The organism is Kitasatospora sp. NPDC058406 (assembly GCF_042722765.1).
In the GTDB taxonomy this organism is placed as follows: Bacteria; Actinomycetota; Actinomycetes; order Streptomycetales; family Streptomycetaceae; genus Kitasatospora.
The window spans coordinates 1-18,774 of record NZ_JBHXKE010000201.1; the positions used below are offsets into that span (position 1 = coordinate 1).

Below are 18,774 nucleotides of genomic sequence, written 5' to 3' on the forward strand. Positions count from 1 at the left end.
TGCCCCCGGGGCGGGGCCGGGCGGTGGCTCCCCCCCCCGCCGGCCGGCCGGCGGGGGGCGGGGGGGGCGGGCTGGGGCCCGCGTCCCCCCCTTTGCGCCCCCGCCCCGCCCCCCGCGGCCGTGCCGTCCCCCGCGGCGTCAGAGATCCGCCGCGCGGAACTCGGTGACCGCCTCCCACAGCATCCGGGGCGTCCGGAACATGTCGACGACCTGGAAGTCGTCGGGGAAGACGATGTCGTAGAGCTGCTCGATGGCGACCATCAGGCCGACGGTGGCCATCGAGTTCAGACCGATGTCGGCGAGCGGCACGTCCGGTTCGAGCGCGCCCTCGTACGACGCGCCGGCCAGTACCTCGCGCAGGAGGTCGGCGAAGCCGTCGTCCCAGGGCAGTTCGTCCGGCCCGTCGGCGGGCGGCGCGGCGGACGGCTCGGGCAGGCGGTCCGGGTCGACCGTGCCGGACGCGGTGAGCGGCCACTCGTCGACCACGACCAGCGCGTCCGGGATGAGGTGGCGCGGCAGCCTGCGTTCGGCGAGCGCCCGGCGCACCTCGTCCGGCGCGAACTCCTCGGTCACGGTGCGCACGTACCCGATCAGCCGCGGTCCGGCAGGCCCGGACGCGCCCGCCGGCGCCGGGTCCTGGCGGGCCGGGTCCTGACGGACCACCACCCGGCAGTCCCGCACCGAGGGGTGCAGTCCGAGCAGTTCCGCGGTCCGGTCCGGGCCGCCGACCGGGCCGAGCGGCTCCAGCCGCCCGCTGCGGCCGAGCCGGGCCAGCCGGCCCGTGCGGTGCGGTCGCCCGCCCTCGGTGTCCGCGTCCGGGTCGTCGACGCAGAGCTCCCCCACCACGCCGACCGGCACCCGGCGCTGCCGGTCGTCGGCGACCCGCAGGGCCAGTCCCGGCACCGGCCTGCCGTCGAAGGCCACCGGGCCGAGCAGCCCGTCGGCGTCCAGGACCTCGACCACCCTGGCCCGGGAGCGCAGACCGGCCGCCGGGGCGGGGCCGGCGTGGACGTCGCCGCCGAGGAGGACGGTGACCGGCCGCGGGGCCGGGTCGAGCACGCGCTCCGCGACCAGCGGGGTCGTCCACAGGTGCGTCACCCGCCCGCCCGCGATCAGTTCCCGCATCTCGGGGACGGCGTCGGGCAGCGGGGCGGAGGTGAGGACGGCGCAGGCCCCGGAGGTGAGCGCGGCGAGCACCTCGACCAGCCCGGCGGTGGTCACCGGCGGCGCGGCGCAGAGCCAGGACGAGCCCCGGCCGCTGCCCGCCCCGCGCGCGTCGAGTTCGACGTGGATCCGGTGCAGGGCGCGGGCCAGGGCGCGGTGCGTCACGGCCGTTCCGGGGGCGCCGGGCAGGACGCAGGCGGTGTCCCCGGGGATCACCGCGGGCTGCGCGAGGACGGGCAGGGCGGGCAGGGCGGGGCCGCCGGAGTCGTCCGGGGCGAGGCCGAAGGAGGCGCCCAGACGCCAGACGGCGAGCACCGCGGCGACCGTGTCGGGCCCCCGCTCGGGCGCGACCGCGACCAGCGAGCCCGGACCGACGCCGCGCTCGCGCAGGCCCCGGGCGATCTCCTCGGCCCTGGCGTCGAGCTGCCGGTAGCCGGTCACCCGGTCGCCGTACCGGAGCGCGGGGTCGTCCGGGTGCGCGGCCAGCACCCGGGCGAAGGCCCCGGTGACGCTCGCCGCACGCTCGTCAGTCCGCTCGTCCGTCCGCTCGTCCGTCCGCTTCGCCGTGCGCCCGGTGTGCTCCGTACGGTCCAGGACCCGCAGGCTCTCCCGCTCGCGCGCCGGCAGGCAGTCGGCGCGGGCGTCCCCCTCCGGTCCGAGGGACATCCGCTCCAGCACCGTCCGGTAGAGGGCGGCGAGCCGGACGGCGGCGGCCCGGCTCAACCGGTGGCTGGTCGTGTTGAGCTTGAGGATCCCCGAGATGGTGAAGACGTGCAGCGCGAACTCGTTGTCGTTGTCGTTGTACGTCGCGTCCTCGTCGAGCAGGCTCCTGTCGACCTGGCGGAAGTCCAGGTAGTTGAAGAACACGTCGAGCAGCCGGCCGCCGGGGCCGAACTCCTGTTGGATGACCTGCATCGGGAAGACCCGGTGCGGCCAGAGCCCGGTCAGTCCGTCGTAGACCGCCTTGACCAGCCCGCCCCAGGTGATCGCCCCGGTGGGCATGGCGAACGGCAGCGTGTTGAGGTACATGCCGAGGACCCGGTCGGCGCCCAGGACCTCGGGCCGCGCGTCGCAGACCAGTCCGGTGTAGAAGTCCTCGGTGGCCACGACCGCGCTCATGACCTTCATGTGCGCGGCCAGCAGCACGGCCTTCATCGACGTGCCGGTCTCGCTCGCCAGCCGGCGCAGGTCGTCCTCCAGGTCGCGGAAGTCCAGCATGTGCTGGTACCGCTCGCGGGCGAGCGCCCGGTCGCCCTGCCAGGCGGTCGGCAGGGCGGTGCCGGTCCGGCCCTCGACCACGCCGCGCCAGAAGGCGCGGTGCTCCTCGGACTCGCGCGCCGCCGCCTCGGCGGCGACGTAGTCCGCGTACCGGAAGGCCACCGGCTCGGGCTCGGCGGGGGTGCGGCCCGCGCGCAGCTCGTAGTAGCCGGTGAGGATCTCCATCAGCATCGTGTGGAAGCTGAAGCCCTCCAGGATGGGGTGGCACTCCGTGATGGTGATCCACCACTCCTTGGCGTCCTCGGCGCGGTGGCCGTGGACGCGGATCAGCGGCGCGGCGGCGATGTCCATCGGGTTGCGGCGCTCGCCGGCCGCGTACTCCTCCAGCGCCGGCCGCCAGCCGCCCGGCCCGAGGACGCCGTGGTCGGTGACGCCGACGTCGATCAGGGCGGCGCGGTGCACCAGTTGGAGCGGCACCGAGTACCGGTTCAGGTCGAAGCCGGTCCGCAGGACCTCGTGCCGGTCGACGACCAGCTGGGTGGCCCGCCGGAGCGCGGCGTGGTCCAGCGGCTCCTCGTCGCGGACCAGGTAGGAGGTGGTGTCCTGGTAGGTGTTGACGTCGGGCCGGGCCCGCAGCTCGATGAGCATGCCGAGCTGGGTCGCCGTCAGCGGGTAGGCGTCCACGGCGTCGGGCGGCAGGGCCGCGCGGTCCTCCGGGGACAGCTGGGCGAAGGGGGCGACCCGGACGGGCAGGTCGGGCCCGGTGCCGGAGGTCTGCTCCGCGCACCACTCGGCCAGTTCCTCGATGCTCTGGTAGGCGAAGATGTCGGTGGCCGACACCTCCAGGCCCTCCGCGCGCAGCCGGCCGGACAGGGCCACGGCGCGCAGCGAGTCGCCGCCGACGTCGAAGAAGTTGTCCTGCGGGCCGACGGCGTCCAGTTCCAGGACCTCGGCCCAGATCCGGTGCAGCGTCGCGGCCAGGGCGGCCGTGGCCCGGGTCCCGCCCGGGGCCGGCCCCGGACCGTCCGGTTCCGTGCCCGGCTCGGTGGCGGCGGCGGTGCCCGGTCCGGCGGCCCGGTCCGGGGCGGCCTGCCCGCCGGCGGGGAGCGGCGCGAGGGGCTCGCGCACCAGCGCGTCGAGCAGCGGTTCCCAGGCGGTGGCCCAGCCCTGCACGGTGGCCTCGTCGAGCACCGCCGCGGCGTACTCCAGCCGGACGACGAACTGTCCTTCCTCGGTGGCGGCGACGTGCATGTTGAGGTCGAACTTGGCGTCGGGCGCGACGCCGGAGCCGGTCCGCTCGACCGTCAGGCCGGGCAGCCGGAATCCGCCGTCCTCCCCGGCCGCCTCCATGTCGAAGGCGGCCTGGAACAGCGGGTTCTCGTCGAGGCCGCGGGCCGGGTTCACCTCGTCGACGACCCGCTTGAACGGGACGAACCGGTGGTCGAAGGCGTCCAGGACGCCCGCCCTGATCCGGGCGACCAGGTCGGTGAAGGTCTGCCCGGCGGTGTGCCGCGACCGGACCACGACGGTGTTGACGGTGTAGCCGAGGAGCCCGTCCAGATCGGGCGTCCGGGTCGAGACCGGGAGCCCCACCACCACGTCGTCGCTGCCGGTCAGCCGGGCGAGCATCACGTGGTAGGCCGCCAGCAGCACCATGAAGGGGGTGGCCCGGTTGGCCGCGGCGAGCGCGCGAACGCGGTCGGCGGTCTCCGGGGCGACCGTCAGGTCGACGAGGCCGCCGCGGCGGTCGGCGCGGGCCGGCCGCGGCCGGTCCAGGGGCAGCGGCACGTCCCGGACGTCCCCGAGCGCGTCCCGCCAGTAGTCCAGGTGCCTGCGGAGCGCCGCGTCCGTCGTGCGGCCCTGTTCCCACACCGCGAAGTCGGCGTACTGGACGGGCGGTTCGTCGAGGCCCGACGGCGTGCCGGCGCTCTCCTCCCCGTAGAGCGCCGCCAGCTCCGCCACGATCACCTGGTAGGAGTCCTCGTCGGCGGCGATGTGATGGATGCTGACGACCATCAGGTGGAGTTCCGGGCCGACCCCGATCACGGTGACCCGGACCGGCTGGTGCCTGGCCAGGTCGAAGGGCCGGCGCCGTTCCCACTCGGCGATCTGCCCGGCGCGCTCCTCACGGGTCGCGGCCGGCTCGTCCGCCAGGTCGACCACGCGCAGGGCGAACGGCCCGGGTGGGTCGACGAGTTGGTAGGGCTCGTCGTCGATCTGCTGGTAGCGGGTCCGGAGGATCTCGTGGCGGGTCACCAGCCGCTCCCAGGAGCGGCGCAGCGCCTCGGTGTCCAGCGGCCCGGAGAGCCGGAGCGTCCAGGTCATCAGGTAGGCCCGGCCGGTGGGGGCGAACTGGTGCAGCAGCCACATCTGCTGCTGGCCGGAGGAGAGCGGCAGCGGACGGCTCCGGTCCGCCGGTTCGATGGTCCGCCTTCCCCGGGACGGTGCGGCCGCCATCAGGTGTCCTTCCCTGTCGAGTCGCCCTGCCGGTCGGGGGTGCCGTCGGACTCCCGGAGGAGTTCCTCGACCTCCCGGGCGAGGTCGGTGGCCGTGGGCCGGTCGAAGAAGGCGCGCATCGACACCTCCACGCCGAAGGCGGTCTGGATGTTCCACAGCAGGCGGGCCGCGAGCAGCGAGTTGCCGCCGTGCGTCATGAAGTCGTCGTCGGGGCCGGCGGCGGGCAGTTCCAGCAGCTCGCGGACGAAGCCCAGGATCGTCTCCAGCCCGGCGGCGGCCGTCCCGTCCGCGGCCGTCCCGTCGGCCTCCGCCACGTCCGGCACCTCCGCCGTCTCCGTCAACTCCGGCACCTCCGTCACCTCCGGTTCGTCCAGGCCGGCCGCGCCGACCGTCAGGGCCGGGTCGGCGGCGAACCGCTCGGCCAGGTCGCGCAGGCGCCCGGCGAGGCCGGTCGCCACCGCCTCGTCGTAGAGCGCGGAGGAGTACTCCAGGGCTCCCCCGTAACTGCCGTCGGGGTACGGCCAGAGCGTGAGCGCCAGGTCGGTGCGGGACACCGTCCAGGCCCGGCCGAGCAGTTCGAGGTCGCGCTCGCGCGGGACCTGACCGATCCCGTCGTCGCCGGTCAGGGCGAACAGGTTCTGGAACAGCGGGGTCCGGGAGAGGTCGCGGGCCGGGGCGACCGCCTCGGCGACGGCCTCGAAGGGCGCCGCGTGCCGGGCGAACGCCTCCCGGCAGGTCTGCTCGACCACGGCCACCGCCTCCTCGAAGGGCAGGTCCGGGGTGAGCCGGGGCCGCAGGACCACGGTGTTGAGGAACAGGCCGACCAGGTCGTGCAGCTCCGGGCGGATCCGCCCGGCGTGCGGGGAGCCGGTCCCGAAGTCCCACTGGCCCGCGGCCCGCGCGAGCGCGACCGTCCAGAGCGTCAGGAAGACCACGTACGGGGTCGCGCCGGTCCGGCGGCCGAGCGCGAGAAGCGCCTCGACGGACGGCGCGGGCAGGTCGACGACGACCCCGGTGCCGTCGATGCCTCGCCGCTCGGCGCGTTCGCGGGCGGTGGGCAGCTCCAGCGCGGGCAGGTCGGCCAGCGTCTCTCGCCAGTAGGCGAGTTGCTCCTCCAACAGGTCGTCGGTCAGCTGGGCCCGGAGCCAGGCGGCGGCGTCGACGTAGCGCAGCGCGGGCTCCGGCAGGACCGGCTCACGGCCCTCCCCGAGCGCGGAGACCGTCGCACGCAGCTCCTGTTCGAGCAGCCGGGAGGACCAGCCGTCGCCGACGATGTGGTGGCAGACCAGCAGCAGCAGTTGCTCCGGCCCGCCGTCCCGCAGCAGCGCGGCCCGCAGCAGCGGCGCGGACGCCAGGTCGAAGCCCTCGCCGAGCTGTTCGGCGACGAGACCGTCGACCCGGTCGGGGATGGTCTCGACGGTGCGCAGCTTGACCGGGGCCGCGTCCGCCGGCTCGACGACGGCGGCCAGGCCCCGGCCGTCCATCACGTAGCGGGTGCGCAGCACCTCGTGCCGCTCCACCAGCCGGGCCAGCGCGTCCTCGACCAGGTCGGCGGGCACCTCGGCGGGCAGCCAGAGCAGGATCGGGAGGAGGTACTCGCGGCTCCGGGGGGACATCCGGTCGAGGACCCAGAACCGTTCCTGCGCGTGGGTGAGCGGCAGCCGGGCGCCGGGCGGCAGCGCCTCGATCGGCTGCGCCGCGGAGGCCCGGGACAGCAGTTCGGCCTGCTGCCGCACGGTCGACGCGTAGTGCAGGTCACGCAGCGGGACGTCCAGGCCGGAGGCCCGGGTGAGCCCGGCGGCGAGCCGGGTCAGCATCAGCGAGTGGCCGCCCAGGCGGAAGAAGTCGTCGTCGGGCCCGATCCCGTCGGTGTCGAGCAGTTGCCGCCAGGCGGCCAGCACGATCCGCTCCTCGGCGGTCTGCGGGGCCGGGGCGGCGGGGCCCGGCGCCGACGACCAGTCGGGCTCGGGCAGCCGGGCCCGGTCGGTCTTGCCGCTGGTGGTCCGGGGGAAGGCGTCGGTCTCGGTGACCAGGGCGGGGACGAGGGCCGGGGGCAGCCGGTCGCGCAGGTGGGCGACGAGGTCCTCGGCGGCGCCGGTCCGCGAGGTGACCACCCAGGCCACCAGGCGCCGGGTGCCGTCGGGCCCGTCGACCGCCCGGACGGCGGCCTCGACCACCTCGGGGTGGGTCTCCAGGGCCGCCTCGACCTCGCCGGGTTCGATCCGGACGCCGTTGACCTTCAGCTGGTCGTCGATGCGGCCGGCGAACTCCAGGGCGCCGTCCGGGCGGCGGCGGACGAGGTCGCCGGTGCGGAACATCCGGGCGCCGGGCGGCCCGGCGGGGTCCGGCAGGAAGCGCGTCGCGGTGCGGGCCGGGTCCCCGTGGTAGCCGCGGGCGACGCCGGGGCCGCACAGGTAGAGCTCGTACAGCGGATCACCGTCCCCGGCGGCGGTGTCCCCGGCGGGGGCGTCCCCGCCGTTCTCGCCGTCCCCGGGCGGGAGGAGGAGCACGCGGGCGTTGTCGATGGGCTCGCCGATCGGAACGGCCCCGGTGAGCTGCGCGCGGTCGAAGCGCTGCGCCAGGGCGTCGATGGAGCACTCGGTGGGCCCGTAGGTGTTCCAGATCTCCACGTCGACCCGGTCGAGCACGCGCCGGCAGAGTTCGGCGTGCAGCGGCTCGCCCGCCGAGCAGACGGTCCGCAGAGTCGTGCAGGAGTCCAGGCCGGGCTCGGCGGCCAGCAGGCGCAGCATGGTGGGGACGACCTGCACCACGGTGGCCCGCTGCTCGCGGATCGAGGCGACGAGTTCGGCGGGGTCGCGGCCCGCGTCGGGGCGGCCGAAGGTCACCGGGGCGCCGCAGACCAGCGGGCCGAAGATCTCCCAGCCGGCCGCGTCGAAGGTGAGCGGGGTCTTCTGCAGGACCCGGTCGTCGGCGCCGAGGCCCAGGGCGCGGACGCCCCAGCACACGCGGTTGGCGATGCCCGCGTGGTCCACGACGACGCCCTTGGGAGCGCCGGTGGAGCCGGAGGTGAAGATCACGTAGGCGGCCCGGTGCCCGGTGGCGGGCAGGGGCGGGGTGTCCGGGTCCCCGGCGTCGAGCAGGTCGTCGACCAGGTGGGCGGCGGTCGACGGGGCGAGTTCCGCGCCCCGTCCGGACCAGGTCCGGTCCACGACGGTGAGGTGCGCACCCGCCGCCTCGACGACCCGGCGCAGCCGCCCGGGCGGGGCGAAGGGGTCGAGCGGCAGGTAGCAGGCACCGGCCAGCCAGACGCCGAGCAGTGCCTCGACCAGCTGCGGCCCGGGGGCCATCAGGACGGCGACGACGGACTCGGGTCCGGCGCCGAGCCCGGCGAGGGCGCCGGCGACCCGCCGGGCCGAGCGCTCCAGCGCGCCGTAGGAGAGCTCGTCGGTCCCGGCGACGACCGCGGGGGCGTCGGGGTGTTCCCTGGCGCGGGCCAGGAAGAGCTCCGGCAGCAGGCGGTTCATCGGCTACCTCGCCTCGCTCTGCGCGGTGGGCCGGCCGCCGCGGGCACCGAGCGGACGCAGGTCCGTCCAGACCGCGGTGATGTGCGCCAGGCACTGCCGCCGGTCGCCGGTGAAGCCGGCGGCCCGCCAGCCCTCCGGCGGTCGGCGGTCCGCGTCCCAGATCGAGTACTGCTCCTCCTGGTTGACCACTACTTGGTACGTCCTGTCCGCAGCCGTGTCGCTCACCGGATCCTGCTTTCCTGAGTGCTTCGGGTACGTGGGGTGGCGGGTCGCGGGCCGGCGGGGGCGGCGCGACGCCGCGCGGGTCAGAGGCCTGCCTGGAGCGCGCGGGTGTCGACCTTGCCGTTCGCGGTCAGCGGGATCTCCGGGACGATCCGGACCTCGGCGGGGACCATGTACGCGGGCAGGTCCCCGGCCAGGTCGGCCCGCACCCGGGCGACGTCGACGGCGGCGCCCGCCTCGGGCACCAGGAACGCCGCGAGCCGCTGGGCCCCCGACGGCCCGGGGACGGCGATCACCACGGCCTCGACGATCTCCGGGCGCCGTTGCAGCACGGCCCGGATCTCGCCGGGCTCCACCCGGTAGCCGCGGATCTTCACCTGGTGGTCGGTGCGGCCGAGGAACTCCAGCTCGCCCCGGCGCCAGCGGCCGCGGTCGCCGGTGCGGTACAGGCGCGATCCCGGTGGCCCGTAGGGGTCGGGCAGGAAGCGCTCGGCGGTGAGTGCGGGCGCTCCGAGGTACCCGCGGGCCACCCCCGCCCCGCCGACGTACACCTCGCCGGGAACGCCCTCGGGGACGGGTTCGAGCCGGTCGTCGAGGACGTACATCGTGGTGTTGGGGATGGGCCGGCCGAGCGGGACGAGCCCGTCGTCCGGGAGTTCCGTGGTCACCTGCCCGGAGTTGCCGACGGTGATCTCGGTCGGGCCGTACTCGGTGGCCACCGGGGTGCCGCCGGGGCCGGCCAGGTCGTGCCAGCGGCGGGCCAGGTCGGTCGGGAAGGCGTCTCCGGCGGCGATCACCAGCCCGGCCAGACCGTGCGCCTCCTCGGGTTCGAGGTCCGTGCTGAGCAGGTTCAGGTGGCCCGGCGTCATCTTGATGAAGCTGTAGGGCGCACCGTCGACCAGGAGCGCGCCGAGGTCGGCGGGGTCGAGCGGGTCGGGCAGCAGGTCGACCCGCTGTCCGACGACCAGCGGCGTGTACAGGCTCGGCACGCCCAGGTCGAAGCCGATCGAGCTGAAGTGCGGGGACCCGCCGGTGCCCCGGGCGGCGTACTCCAGGGCCGTCCAGAGCACGTAGTTGGCGAGTCCGGCGTGGTGCACCATGACGCCCTTGGGCGCTCCGGTCGACCCGGAGGTGTAGATGACGTACGCCAGGTGGGCCGGTCCGGAGGGGACGTCGACGAGGTCCGGGGACAGCGCGTCGATCTCCGTGCGCTCCCGGTCGAGCAGGACGAACGCCTCGTCACCCAGACCCTCGGAACCCAGACCCTCGGGACCGGAGCCTTCCGAACCGGAACCCTCGGCCGCCGGGCCCTCGGCGGCGGGGCGGTCGAACAGCGGGCGGTGCTCGGAGCGGGTCACCACCAGCGGGCACCCGGCGGCGGCGACCATGCCGCGCAGCCGCTGGGCGGGCAGGTCGGGGTCGAGCGGGAGGTACGGCGCGCCGCTCTTCCAGACGCCGAGGAGCGTCGGCAGCAGGTCCTCCCCGTGCCGCAGGCAGACGCCGACGAGCGCCTCGGGCCGCGCGCCGCGGGCGAGCAGGTGCCGGGCGATCCGGGTGGACCGCAGGTCGAGTTCGCGGTAGCTGAGCGTCCGTCCGTCGGCGCGGACGGCCGGCGCGTCGGGCGTCCGGGCCGCCTGGCGCCGGAAGAGTTCGAGGACGCCGACGGGTTCGCGCGGAACGCTCCGGCCGAGCGCCCAGCGGCGCAGCACGGCGTGCCGTTCGCCGTCCGGCAGGACGGCGGCCACCGCGTCACCCTCCGGCGCCCCCGCCATCGCCTCCAGGACGCGGCGGTACATGACGGCCAGCCGGTCCAGTTCGGCGGCGGCCAGGTAGCCGTCGGCGTGCAGCACCAGGGTCCGGCCGTCGACGCCGACCCGCAGGCCGTGGCGGCGGGCCGGGTCGGCCGGCTCGTCCGGCTTGCCGAGGTCGGCGGCGTCGGCCGCGAACAGCACGTGGTCGGCGGGCCCGGCCGCCCCGCCCTCCGGTCCGGCGGCGGGCCGCACCGCGCGCAGGGCCGTCCCGACCAGCCCGACCAGCTCCCGCCAGGTCCGCGCGGCACCCGGCCGCACGGTGAGGCTGTGCGGGCCGGGACCGTCCCCGGCCGGGAGCACGTCGGTGCTGAACTCGGCCTCCTCGACCAGGGTGTTCAGGACCTTGACGTGGGCCGCGGCGGGTGCCGCGACCGGGTCGGCCCCGGCCGCGGCGGCGAGCGCGTCCAGGGCGGCGGCCAGGTCGTCGTAGCGGACCTCGGCCCGGTGGGCCGTCGCCCCGTCCCGGTCGGTGCGCCACGCACTGGGCAGTCTGACGTCTCCGGCGCTCACGCCTCGCCCTCCAGGTCCAGCAGCCGTCGTGCGATCCGCCCGATCAGGGGGCCCGCGTCGTTGAGGATGTAGTGACCCGCGTCCAGCAGGTGCAACGTGAACTCGCGGCTCGTCTCGGTGCTCCAGGCGGCCATCGACGAGGCGCTCACGAACTCGTCGCGGCGACCGCCGACGACGGTGACGGGCAGGTCGAGCGGCGGGCCCTGGGTGTACTCCAGGGTCTCGACGATCTGGTAGTCGGCCCGGAGGATCCGCTCGAACATGGCCATCAGGTCCTGGTCGCCCAGGACCTGTTCGGCCATGCCGCCGTACTTGACGACCCGCGCCAGCAGTTCGGCGCGGGGCAGCCGGTGCAGCGGCGGGTCCTCGACCGTCCGCACCCGCGGTCCCTCCGCGGAGGAGACCACCAGCTCGACCGGGGCCGGTGCGCCGACGGCGGCGAGCCGGCGCACCAGCTCGGTGGCCGGCACGCTGCCGGAGCAGTGGCCGACCACCGCGTACGGCAGGTCGAGCAGCGGGGTCAGGTGCGGCAGGAGGTCGTCGATCAGGGCGTGCCCGTCGGTGAGCAGGGCCTCCCGCACCCGGTTCTCGCGCCCGGGCGGCCGGACCGCGCAGAGGTCGACCTCCGGCGGCAGGTGGTCGAGCCAGGGCTTGAACGCAGCGGCGCCGGCGCCGACGTGCGGGAAGCAGAAGATCCGCAGCGCGGGGCGCTCCGGGGGCCTGAGCCGGGCGATCACCCGGTTCGCCGCTGCACTCGTGGTACCGCCGTTCATACGTCGAGCGCCTTCCTCATCGTCTCGGCCACCTGCGGGTCGTGGATGACGGCCAGGGGGGATTCGAGCCCGTGGTCGAGCCGGTGGACGTCCGGCGGCCGGGCCGCGCCCGCCCACGCCCGCTCCGCCGGATGCGGGTCCGGGCCGTCCAGGAACAGCAGCGCCCGCCCGTCGTACGGCTCGTACGCGTGGGCCCGGACGGCCGACGCGAGCCGGGCCCAGGCCAGTTGGAGCCGGGGGAGGTCGCCGGGCCCCACCGTCCCGTCGTACCACTCCTCCTCGGCGATCCGGTCGTGGATCTCGGCGAGGCTCTCGCCCCCGGTGAGCCCGAACCGTCCGGCGAGCAGGGCCAGCCGCCGGCCGAGCAGGTCGTCGGGTCCGGCGTCCGGCTCGCCCGGCGCCGGCCCGGCGGGCGGCGCGACCAGGGCCAGCAGCGCCACCTCGGCGCCCGAACCGCGCAGCCGGCGGGCCAGTTCGAGGGCGACCACCGCGCCGAGGCCGAAGCCGGCCAGCCGGTAGGGCCCGTCGGGCCGGCGCCCGCGCAGGTCCGCGAGCAGCCGCTCGGCGACCTCCCCGACGCTCCCGAACGGCGGGATCGGGCCGCGGGCGCCCGGGAGGGCGTACCCGTGGGCGGCCCGGCCACCGGTCCACCGGGCGACCGCCGCGCGCTCGGCCCGGACGTGACGGTCGGAATGCACCACGAACAGCGGCGCGGCCGGGTCGCCCTCGGCTATCGGCTCCGGCCGGACGTCCGCCGCGGTCCAGTCCGGCGCGGACACCGCGGCGGCGGCCCCGGGGTCGAGGGCGAGGGCGCGCGGCGGGCCGGTCGGCGTGCCGCCCGCGCCGGGGCCGCCGAGGGTCAGGTGCTCGGCCAGCCGGGCCGGCGTCGGGTGGCGCAGCGCCGCCGAACTCCGGACCCGGAGGCCGCGTTCCCGGGCGGCGGCCACGATCGTGGTGATCGCGAGCGAGTCGCCGCCCAGGTCGAAGAAGTCGTCGTACGGCGAGACCCGGTGCCCGAAGTGCGCGCTCCAGAGCTCGCACAGCAGGCGCTCGACGGCACGGCAGCCGAGCGGGTCCGCGGTGTCCGCGCGGCCGGCACGGCGGCCGTCCGCCGGTGGGGGCGGAGGTATTCGGGTCCGAAAGTTCGGCTGCACGGCAAGGCTCCGTCTCCTGGATCGGGCTTGTCGGAAAGCTTGGTTTCCGCGCCCGCCCCAGGACAGGCATCCGGCAGGCAAGTTACCCGCCCCCAATTGCCGGTTGGCTGCCTGGAGACCGTGCGACGTGGCGGGAAAGAATCGCCGTCGGGTCGCCGCACGGCGATTGTGTATTCCGCGGCGACTCTCATCCGAGAGGACAGGCCCCGGTCGCCTCAAGGGTATTCCGACGAGGAGAACCAGCGTGACCTCAACCATGGCGAGCACCAATACCGACCACCGCGGAGACACCTCCGTACTCGAACTCACCGGCGGCGAGCGGGCCGAGCTGGAGTCGCTGGCCCGGCAGCTGGCGCGCACCGGCCCGGGGCTGGTGGACGATCCCGGCTGGCAGGCCACGGCCCGCGAGGAGAGCTGCCGGCTGCCCGGCCGGCTGAGCCGGGCGGTCCGGGCGTTCCGGCACGACGCCGGGGACGCCGGCACCCTGACGATCAGCAACCTCCCGATGCCGGCGGAGCCGCTGCCGCCCACCCCGACCGTGCCCGACTCCGTGGAGCGCCGGACCACCGTCCCGGCCGCCCTGGCCGTCCTGCTCGGCAGCGAGCTCGGGACGGTGATCGCCTACCGGGACGAGAAGTTCGGCGCGCTGGTCCAGAACGTCGTCCCGGTGCCGGCGCTCGCGGGCTCCCAGAGCAACGGCGGATCGGTGCAGCTGGAGTTCCACACGGAGAACGCCTTCCACCCCCACCGTCCCGACTACGTCGGGCTGTTGTGCCTGCGCCCGGCGCACGAGGACCAGGTCGGCACCCAGGTGGCCTCGATCCGGCGCGCCCTCCCGCTGCTGGACGAGGAGGCGCTGACCGTCCTGCGGGAGGCGCGCTTCATGACCGAGGCGCCGCCGTCCTTCCACGCGGTGGGGCTCTCCAGCCCGCACCCGGTGCTCGGCGGCGCGCCCGAGGACCCGGACATCTGCGTCGACTTCCACGCCACCCGGGCCCTGGACGAGCGCGCCGAGAAGTCCCTGGCGCAGCTGCGCGAGGCGCTGGTCGAGGTGCGGTCCGACGTGGTGCTCCGCCCCGGTGACATGATCTTCGTCGACAACCGGCTGGTCGTCCACGGGCGGGTCGCGTTCTCACCCCGCTACGACGGCAACGACCGGTGGCTGCACCGCGTCTTCGTCCACCTGGACCACCGTCGCAGCCGCCGGCACCGCCCCGACAACGGGGCCGTGCTGACCTGACGGTTCCGCCGGGCCGGGGTCCCCCGCCCCGGCGCCGGGGCGGGGTCCCGGCCCGCCCCGGTCCCGGCGGAACCGCCCCGACCACGGCGAATAGCCGTTCCATACCGGCCCCATACCGCCTCCGAATCAGGCGTCCCTAGGTTCGGTACCGCCGACGGACCACCGGTACCGCCCACCCGGGCGCACCCCGGCCGGACCGCGGGCGGCACCGGGCGGTGCGGCGCCCCACCGGTCGCCCCGACGGCCTCCGGGGCGCCGCGCCGCCGCGTCCTCGCGACCCGTCGCAGCGGGGACCGCGGACCAGGCACCGCGTCCGGACCCCGTCCCCCGGCTCCGCCAGGCTCCCCACCTGTTCGACCCTCCTCAACCGGCTCCTCCGCCAGCCACGCGACCGTCGACAGACAGGAAGAGTGCTCACCCCATGGCCGTCCTGCGCATCCCCCTGAAACGAAGGCCCAGGCTCTCGCCGACCATCCACGGGATCTTCAACCTCCTGCGCCTGCTGCCCCGGGTCAACCGGGCCAAGGCCGTCCTGGGGGCGTTCGGCGTGCTGGTGTCCGCGGTGCTTCCGGTGGCGGTCGCCGTGGTGACCGGTCTGCTCATCGGCTCGATCGGCGCGACCCTCGACGCGGGGCTCTCCTCCCCCGCCGGGCACCACACGATCGTCCTGCTGGCCGTCTCCGGGGGGCTGGTGCTGGTCCAGCAGACCCTCGCGCCGCTGCTGACCGCGCTCGGCGAGACCCTCGGCCGCGAGGTCGACCGGGAACTCCAGCAGCGGGTCATGGCGGCCGTCGGCCGGCCGGAGGGGACGGCCCACCTGACCGACCCGCACGTCCTGGACACCCTGCGGGTCGTCCGGGGCCTCGGGATGGCCGAGACCGACCGGCCGAGCCAGGCGGTGGCCGCCCTCGCGGTGGTGCTGCCGGCGTGGCTGCGCGCCGTGACCGCGGCGATCACCCTGCTGGCCTTCCAGTGGTGGGTGGGTCTGATGTGGCTGGCGGCCTGGCCGCTGGTCGTGCACTTCATGCAGCGCGAGTACTTCCGGGTCGGCCGCGTCGGCTTCGGCCGCAGCGCCCTGCTGCGCCAGGCCGAGTACCTGCGGGACCTGGTGCTCACCCGGCCCGCCGCCAAGGAGGTCCGGCTGTGGGGCCTGCTGGACTGGCTCCTCGAACGCTTCGCCCGGTCCTGGCAGGAGGCGACCGAGCCGGTCTGGCGGGAACGCAAGCCGCGGCCGCGCGTGGTGCTCGGCGCCACCGGGACGATCGCGCTCGTCAACCTGGTCTCGTACGGCGTGCTGGCCTGGGCGGCCGTGCACCACGACATCGGCCTCGGCAGCGTCGCCGTCTTCACCCAGGCGCTGGCGCTGGCCAACAACTACACGGCGTTCGACGACAACAACGCCTACCTCTCGTTCGCCGGCGCCGCCGTCCCCCAGGTCCTGGGTCTGGACGAGCGGCTCTCCGCTTCCTCCGGCGCGGCGCAGCCGCGGCACGCCGAGCTCCCCGCCGCCTTCCCCGCCGACCGGATCAGCTTCGCCGGGGTCCGGTTCCGCTACCCCGGGACGGACCGCGAGGCGCTGCGCGGCGTCGACCTCGACATCGCCGCCGGCCGTTCGCTGGCCATCGTGGGCGACAACGGCGCCGGGAAGAGCTCGCTGGTCAAGCTGCTCTGCGGCCTGCACACGCCGACCGGGGGCACCATCCGGGTCGACGGCCACGATCTGGCGGAACTCGACACGGCGCTCTGGCGCAGCCGGATCGGCGTGCTGTTCCAGGACTACGCCCGCTACCACCTGACGGCGGCGGAGAACATCGGCATGGGCGCGCCGCGGTTCGCCGGCGACCGGGACCGGCTGCGCGAGGCGGCGGACCGCGCGGGCGCGCTCGCCCTGATCGAGGGGCTCCCGAACGGCTGGGACACCGTGCTGTCGCCCGAGTACACCGGCGGCACCGATCTCTCCGGCGGGCAGTGGCAGCGGATCGCCCTGGCCCGGGCCATGTTCGCGGTGGACGCCGGTGCCCGCGTGCTGATCCTGGACGAGCCGACCGCGGCGCTGGACGTCCGGGCCGAGGCGGAGATCTACGAGCGGTTCCTCGAACTCACCGCCGGACTGACCACGATCCTGATCTCGCACCGCTTCTCCACCGTCCGGTGCGCGGAGCGGATCATCGTCCTCGACGACGGCGTCGTCGCCGAGGACGGCACCCACGACGAACTCCTGGCCCGGCGCGGGCGCTACGCGGCGATGTTCGACATCCAGGCGGCCCGCTTCGCCGACCCGGAACAGGGCGGGGAAGCCGGCATCGAGCTCCGGACCGCAGCGGAGGCGGGACATGCGTAAGTCATTCCAGGCGTTCCGGGAGCTGATGCGGATCGGCTTCGGCGCGGCCCCGTGGCACGCGGCGATGCAGTTCCTCACCGGCATCGTCTTCGAGATCTCCGTCCCGATCGGCGGCCTCGGCGCCAAGATGATCGTGGACGCGGCGGTCTCCGAGGACCTCCGGCTGGGACTCGGCGCGGCCGTGATGCTCGGCATCACCGTCGCCGCGGCGCTGACCTCGGTCTTCTACTACGTGCACTGCCTCTTCACCGTCCAGGAGCGGGCGACGGCCGTCGCCAGCCGGCGGCTGATGCGGCTGATCGGCGGGGCCGAGGGCCTGGCCCACTACGAGTACCCCGAGTACCTGGACCAGGTGCAGCGCATCCGGGAGCAGCAGTTCCAGCTGTCCGGCATGGTGAACGCCACCGCCGGCGTGCTGCGGGTCGGGGCCACCCTGACGGTCACCGCGATCCTGCTGGCCGGGGTGGACCCGCTGCTGCTCTGCCTCCCGGTGCTCACCGTGGTGTCGTTCTGGCTCGGCAAGCGGAGCCGCGACCTGACCGTCCGGGCGCAGGAGGCGACCAGCGAGCGGGAGCGGCTGCGCGCCCACCTGTTCGAGCTGGGCACCTCCACGAACGCGGCGGGCGAACTGCGGGTCTACGGCCTGACGGACCTGCTGGGCACGCGCCACCACCGGACCTCGGGGGCCGTCGTCGGCGAGCGCAACCGGGCCAGCTGGAAGGGCGCCGGCCTGCAGTCGCTGGACGCGCTGATCTCCGCCGCCGGGTACGTCGGCGCCATCTCGCTCGCCCTGGTGCTGGCCGTCCGCGGCCACGCCACGGCCGGTGACGTGGTGCTGGTGCTCGGCCTGGCCGCGCAGCTGAGCGCCACCGTCGGCACGGCGGTGCGGTACGGCACCTACTTCCTCGTGGTGATCCGGGTCGGCCAGCGCCTGGTCTGGCTGCAGGACTACGTGGCGGGCGAGCGGCGCGCGCCCGCCGAGCCCGCCCGGCTGCCGGCCACCCTGAGCCGCGGCATCGAGCTGCAGGACGTCGGCTTCGCGTACCCGGGTTCCGAGGAAGGCCGCGGTGTCCTCGACGGGGTCAGCCTTCGGCTGCCGCCGGGCGCGGTGGTCGCCGTGGTCGGGGACAACGGCGCGGGCAAGACCACGCTGATCAAGCTGCTCTGCGGCTTCTACCGGCCCGGCTCCGGGCGGATCCTGGTCGACGGCGTGGACCTCGCCGACTGTGACACCGCCGAGTGGCGGGCCAGGTGCTCGGCCGCCTTCCAGGACTACGCCAAGCTGGAGTTCCCCGTCCTGGAGACGGTGGGCATCGGCGACCTGCCCCGGATCGAGGACCGGCGGGCCGTCGGCGCGGCCCTGGAACGGGCCGACGCCACCGGCGTCGTCGAGGGGCTGCCGGAGGGCCTGGACACCCGGCTCGGCACCCGCTGGGACGGCGGCACGGAGCTGTCCGGCGGCCAGTGGCAGCGGCTCGCGCTGGCCCGCGGACTGATGCGGACCGAACCGCTGATCGCCGTCTTCGACGAGCCGACCGCCGCGCTGGACGCACACACCGAGAACGCGCTGTTCGAACGCTTCGCCGCCGCCGCACGGGCCGGCCGGGAGCGAAGCACCGTCACCCTCCTGGTCTCCCACCGGTTCTCGACCGTGGGCATGGCCGACCTGATCATCGTGCTCGACGGCGGAAAGGTCAGGGAACAGGGCAGCCACCGGGAGCTGATGGACCGGGGCGGGCTCTACGCCGAGCTCTTCGAACTTCAATCCCGGGGGTACCGATGACACTCGAATACACCCACGAACGCACGCTGCTGGGCGGCCCGCTCCCGGCGTGGGACTCCCGGCTGATCGCGGCGCTGAGGATCCAGCGCGGCTGGACCCAGGAGGAGCTCGCGGAGTACTCCGGCCTGAGCGTGCGCACCATCAGGAACCTGGAGCTCGGCCGGGTGCAGAACCCGCGCCGCTCCTCGGTCGACCTGCTGGTGAACGCGCTCGGCGTGGCCGACGAGCAGCGGCCGAGCCCCGAGAGCCACGACCACGCGCGGTGGCAGGGCCTGCCGGGGCCGGACCCGGCCCCGGTCGTCGGCAGCCCCGCCGTCCAGCAGCAGCTCGCGAACACCGTCCGGGCCAACCGGCTGACCACGTTCCTGGGACCGGGCGGGGTCGGCAAGACCCGGATGGCGCTGAGCGTGGCCGCCCAGGTCAGCCACTTCTTCCGGGACGGCGTGGAGGTCGTGGAGCTCGGCGACATCAGGGCCGAGCGCCCCGGGGAGGAACAGACCGCCGAGGTCCTGCACCGGGTGCGGAGGCAGCTGAGCCGGGGGCGTCCGGCGGGCCGGGCCGGTGCCCCCGGCGGCCACGGCAGCGGCGGCGGCACGGGAAGCGGCGGCGGGCCCGG

General features: G+C 75.5%; 10 protein-coding genes. 4 read left to right on the forward strand and 6 right to left on the reverse strand.

What is annotated here, in order from left to right:
- Window positions 1-138: 138 nt before the first annotated feature.
- From ACFWOG_RS30605 to ACFWOG_RS30630, 6 genes are all read right to left on the reverse strand, one after another.
- Window positions 139-4,839 (reverse strand): condensation domain-containing protein, encoded by a 4,701-nt coding sequence (locus tag ACFWOG_RS30605; protein ID WP_380362191.1) that lies wholly within the window; start codon window positions 4,837-4,839, stop codon window positions 139-141.
- On the reverse strand, window positions 4,839-8,324 hold the full coding sequence (locus ACFWOG_RS30610; protein ID WP_380362193.1) for an amino acid adenylation domain-containing protein: 3,486 nt from the start codon (window positions 8,322-8,324) through the stop codon (window positions 4,839-4,841). Before ACFWOG_RS30610 ends, ACFWOG_RS30605 begins: the two co-directional genes overlap by 1 nt.
- 3 nt (window positions 8,325-8,327) lie before the next feature.
- Window positions 8,328-8,549 (reverse strand): MbtH family protein, encoded by a 222-nt coding sequence (locus tag ACFWOG_RS30615; protein ID WP_329884344.1) that lies wholly within the window; start codon window positions 8,547-8,549, stop codon window positions 8,328-8,330.
- An 80-nt stretch (window positions 8,550-8,629) separates the two neighbouring features.
- On the reverse strand, window positions 8,630-10,867 hold the full coding sequence (locus ACFWOG_RS30620) for an amino acid adenylation domain-containing protein (RefSeq protein ID WP_380362195.1): 2,238 nt from the start codon (window positions 10,865-10,867) through the stop codon (window positions 8,630-8,632).
- Window positions 10,864-11,640 carry a thioesterase domain-containing protein gene (locus ACFWOG_RS30625; RefSeq protein WP_355407829.1) on the reverse strand — a complete coding sequence of 259 codons (777 nt, stop codon included), beginning with the start codon at window positions 11,638-11,640 and terminating at the stop codon, window positions 10,864-10,866. Before ACFWOG_RS30625 ends, ACFWOG_RS30620 begins: the two co-directional genes overlap by 4 nt.
- A complete protein-coding gene (locus ACFWOG_RS30630) occupies window positions 11,637-12,794 on the reverse strand; it encodes a thioesterase domain-containing protein (protein WP_380362196.1) in 1,158 nt (385 codons plus the stop codon). Before ACFWOG_RS30630 ends, ACFWOG_RS30625 begins: the two co-directional genes overlap by 4 nt.
- Before the next feature lie 244 nt (window positions 12,795-13,038).
- Between ACFWOG_RS30630 and ACFWOG_RS30635 the strand changes: the two genes are divergently transcribed.
- From ACFWOG_RS30635 to ACFWOG_RS30650, 4 genes are all read left to right on the forward strand, one after another.
- Window positions 13,039-14,034, forward strand: a complete 996-nt coding sequence (locus ACFWOG_RS30635; RefSeq protein ID WP_380362197.1) for a TauD/TfdA family dioxygenase — start codon at window positions 13,039-13,041, stop codon at window positions 14,032-14,034.
- 421 nt (window positions 14,035-14,455) lie between these two features.
- Window positions 14,456-16,375, forward strand: a complete 1,920-nt coding sequence (locus tag ACFWOG_RS30640; RefSeq protein WP_329952626.1) for an ABC transporter ATP-binding protein — start codon at window positions 14,456-14,458, stop codon at window positions 16,373-16,375.
- Window positions 16,368-18,158, forward strand: coding sequence for an ABC transporter ATP-binding protein (locus ACFWOG_RS30645; RefSeq protein ID WP_329884330.1), 1,791 nt, complete (start codon window positions 16,368-16,370; stop codon window positions 18,156-18,158). Before ACFWOG_RS30640 ends, ACFWOG_RS30645 begins: the two co-directional genes overlap by 8 nt.
- On the forward strand, window positions 18,155-18,774 hold a 620-nt coding region (locus ACFWOG_RS30650), incomplete at its 3' end, for a helix-turn-helix domain-containing protein (protein ID WP_380362200.1). The genes ACFWOG_RS30645 and ACFWOG_RS30650, both read left to right, overlap by 4 nt.

Excerpts from the sequence above, each read along its gene's own strand:
- ACFWOG_RS30605 (WP_380362191.1), bottom strand. The coding sequence starts at position 4,839 with ATGGCGGCCGCACCGTCCCGGGGAAGGCGGACCATCGAACCGGCGGAC.
- ACFWOG_RS30610 (WP_380362193.1), bottom strand. The coding sequence starts at position 8,324 with ATGAACCGCCTGCTGCCGGAGCTCTTCCTGGCCCGCGCCAGGGAACAC.
- ACFWOG_RS30625 (WP_355407829.1), bottom strand. The coding sequence starts at position 11,640 with ATGAACGGCGGTACCACGAGTGCAGCGGCGAACCGGGTGATCGCCCGG.
- ACFWOG_RS30640 (WP_329952626.1), top strand. The coding sequence starts at position 14,456 with ATGGCCGTCCTGCGCATCCCCCTGAAACGAAGGCCCAGGCTCTCGCCG.
- ACFWOG_RS30645 (WP_329884330.1), top strand. The coding sequence starts at position 16,368 with ATGCGTAAGTCATTCCAGGCGTTCCGGGAGCTGATGCGGATCGGCTTC.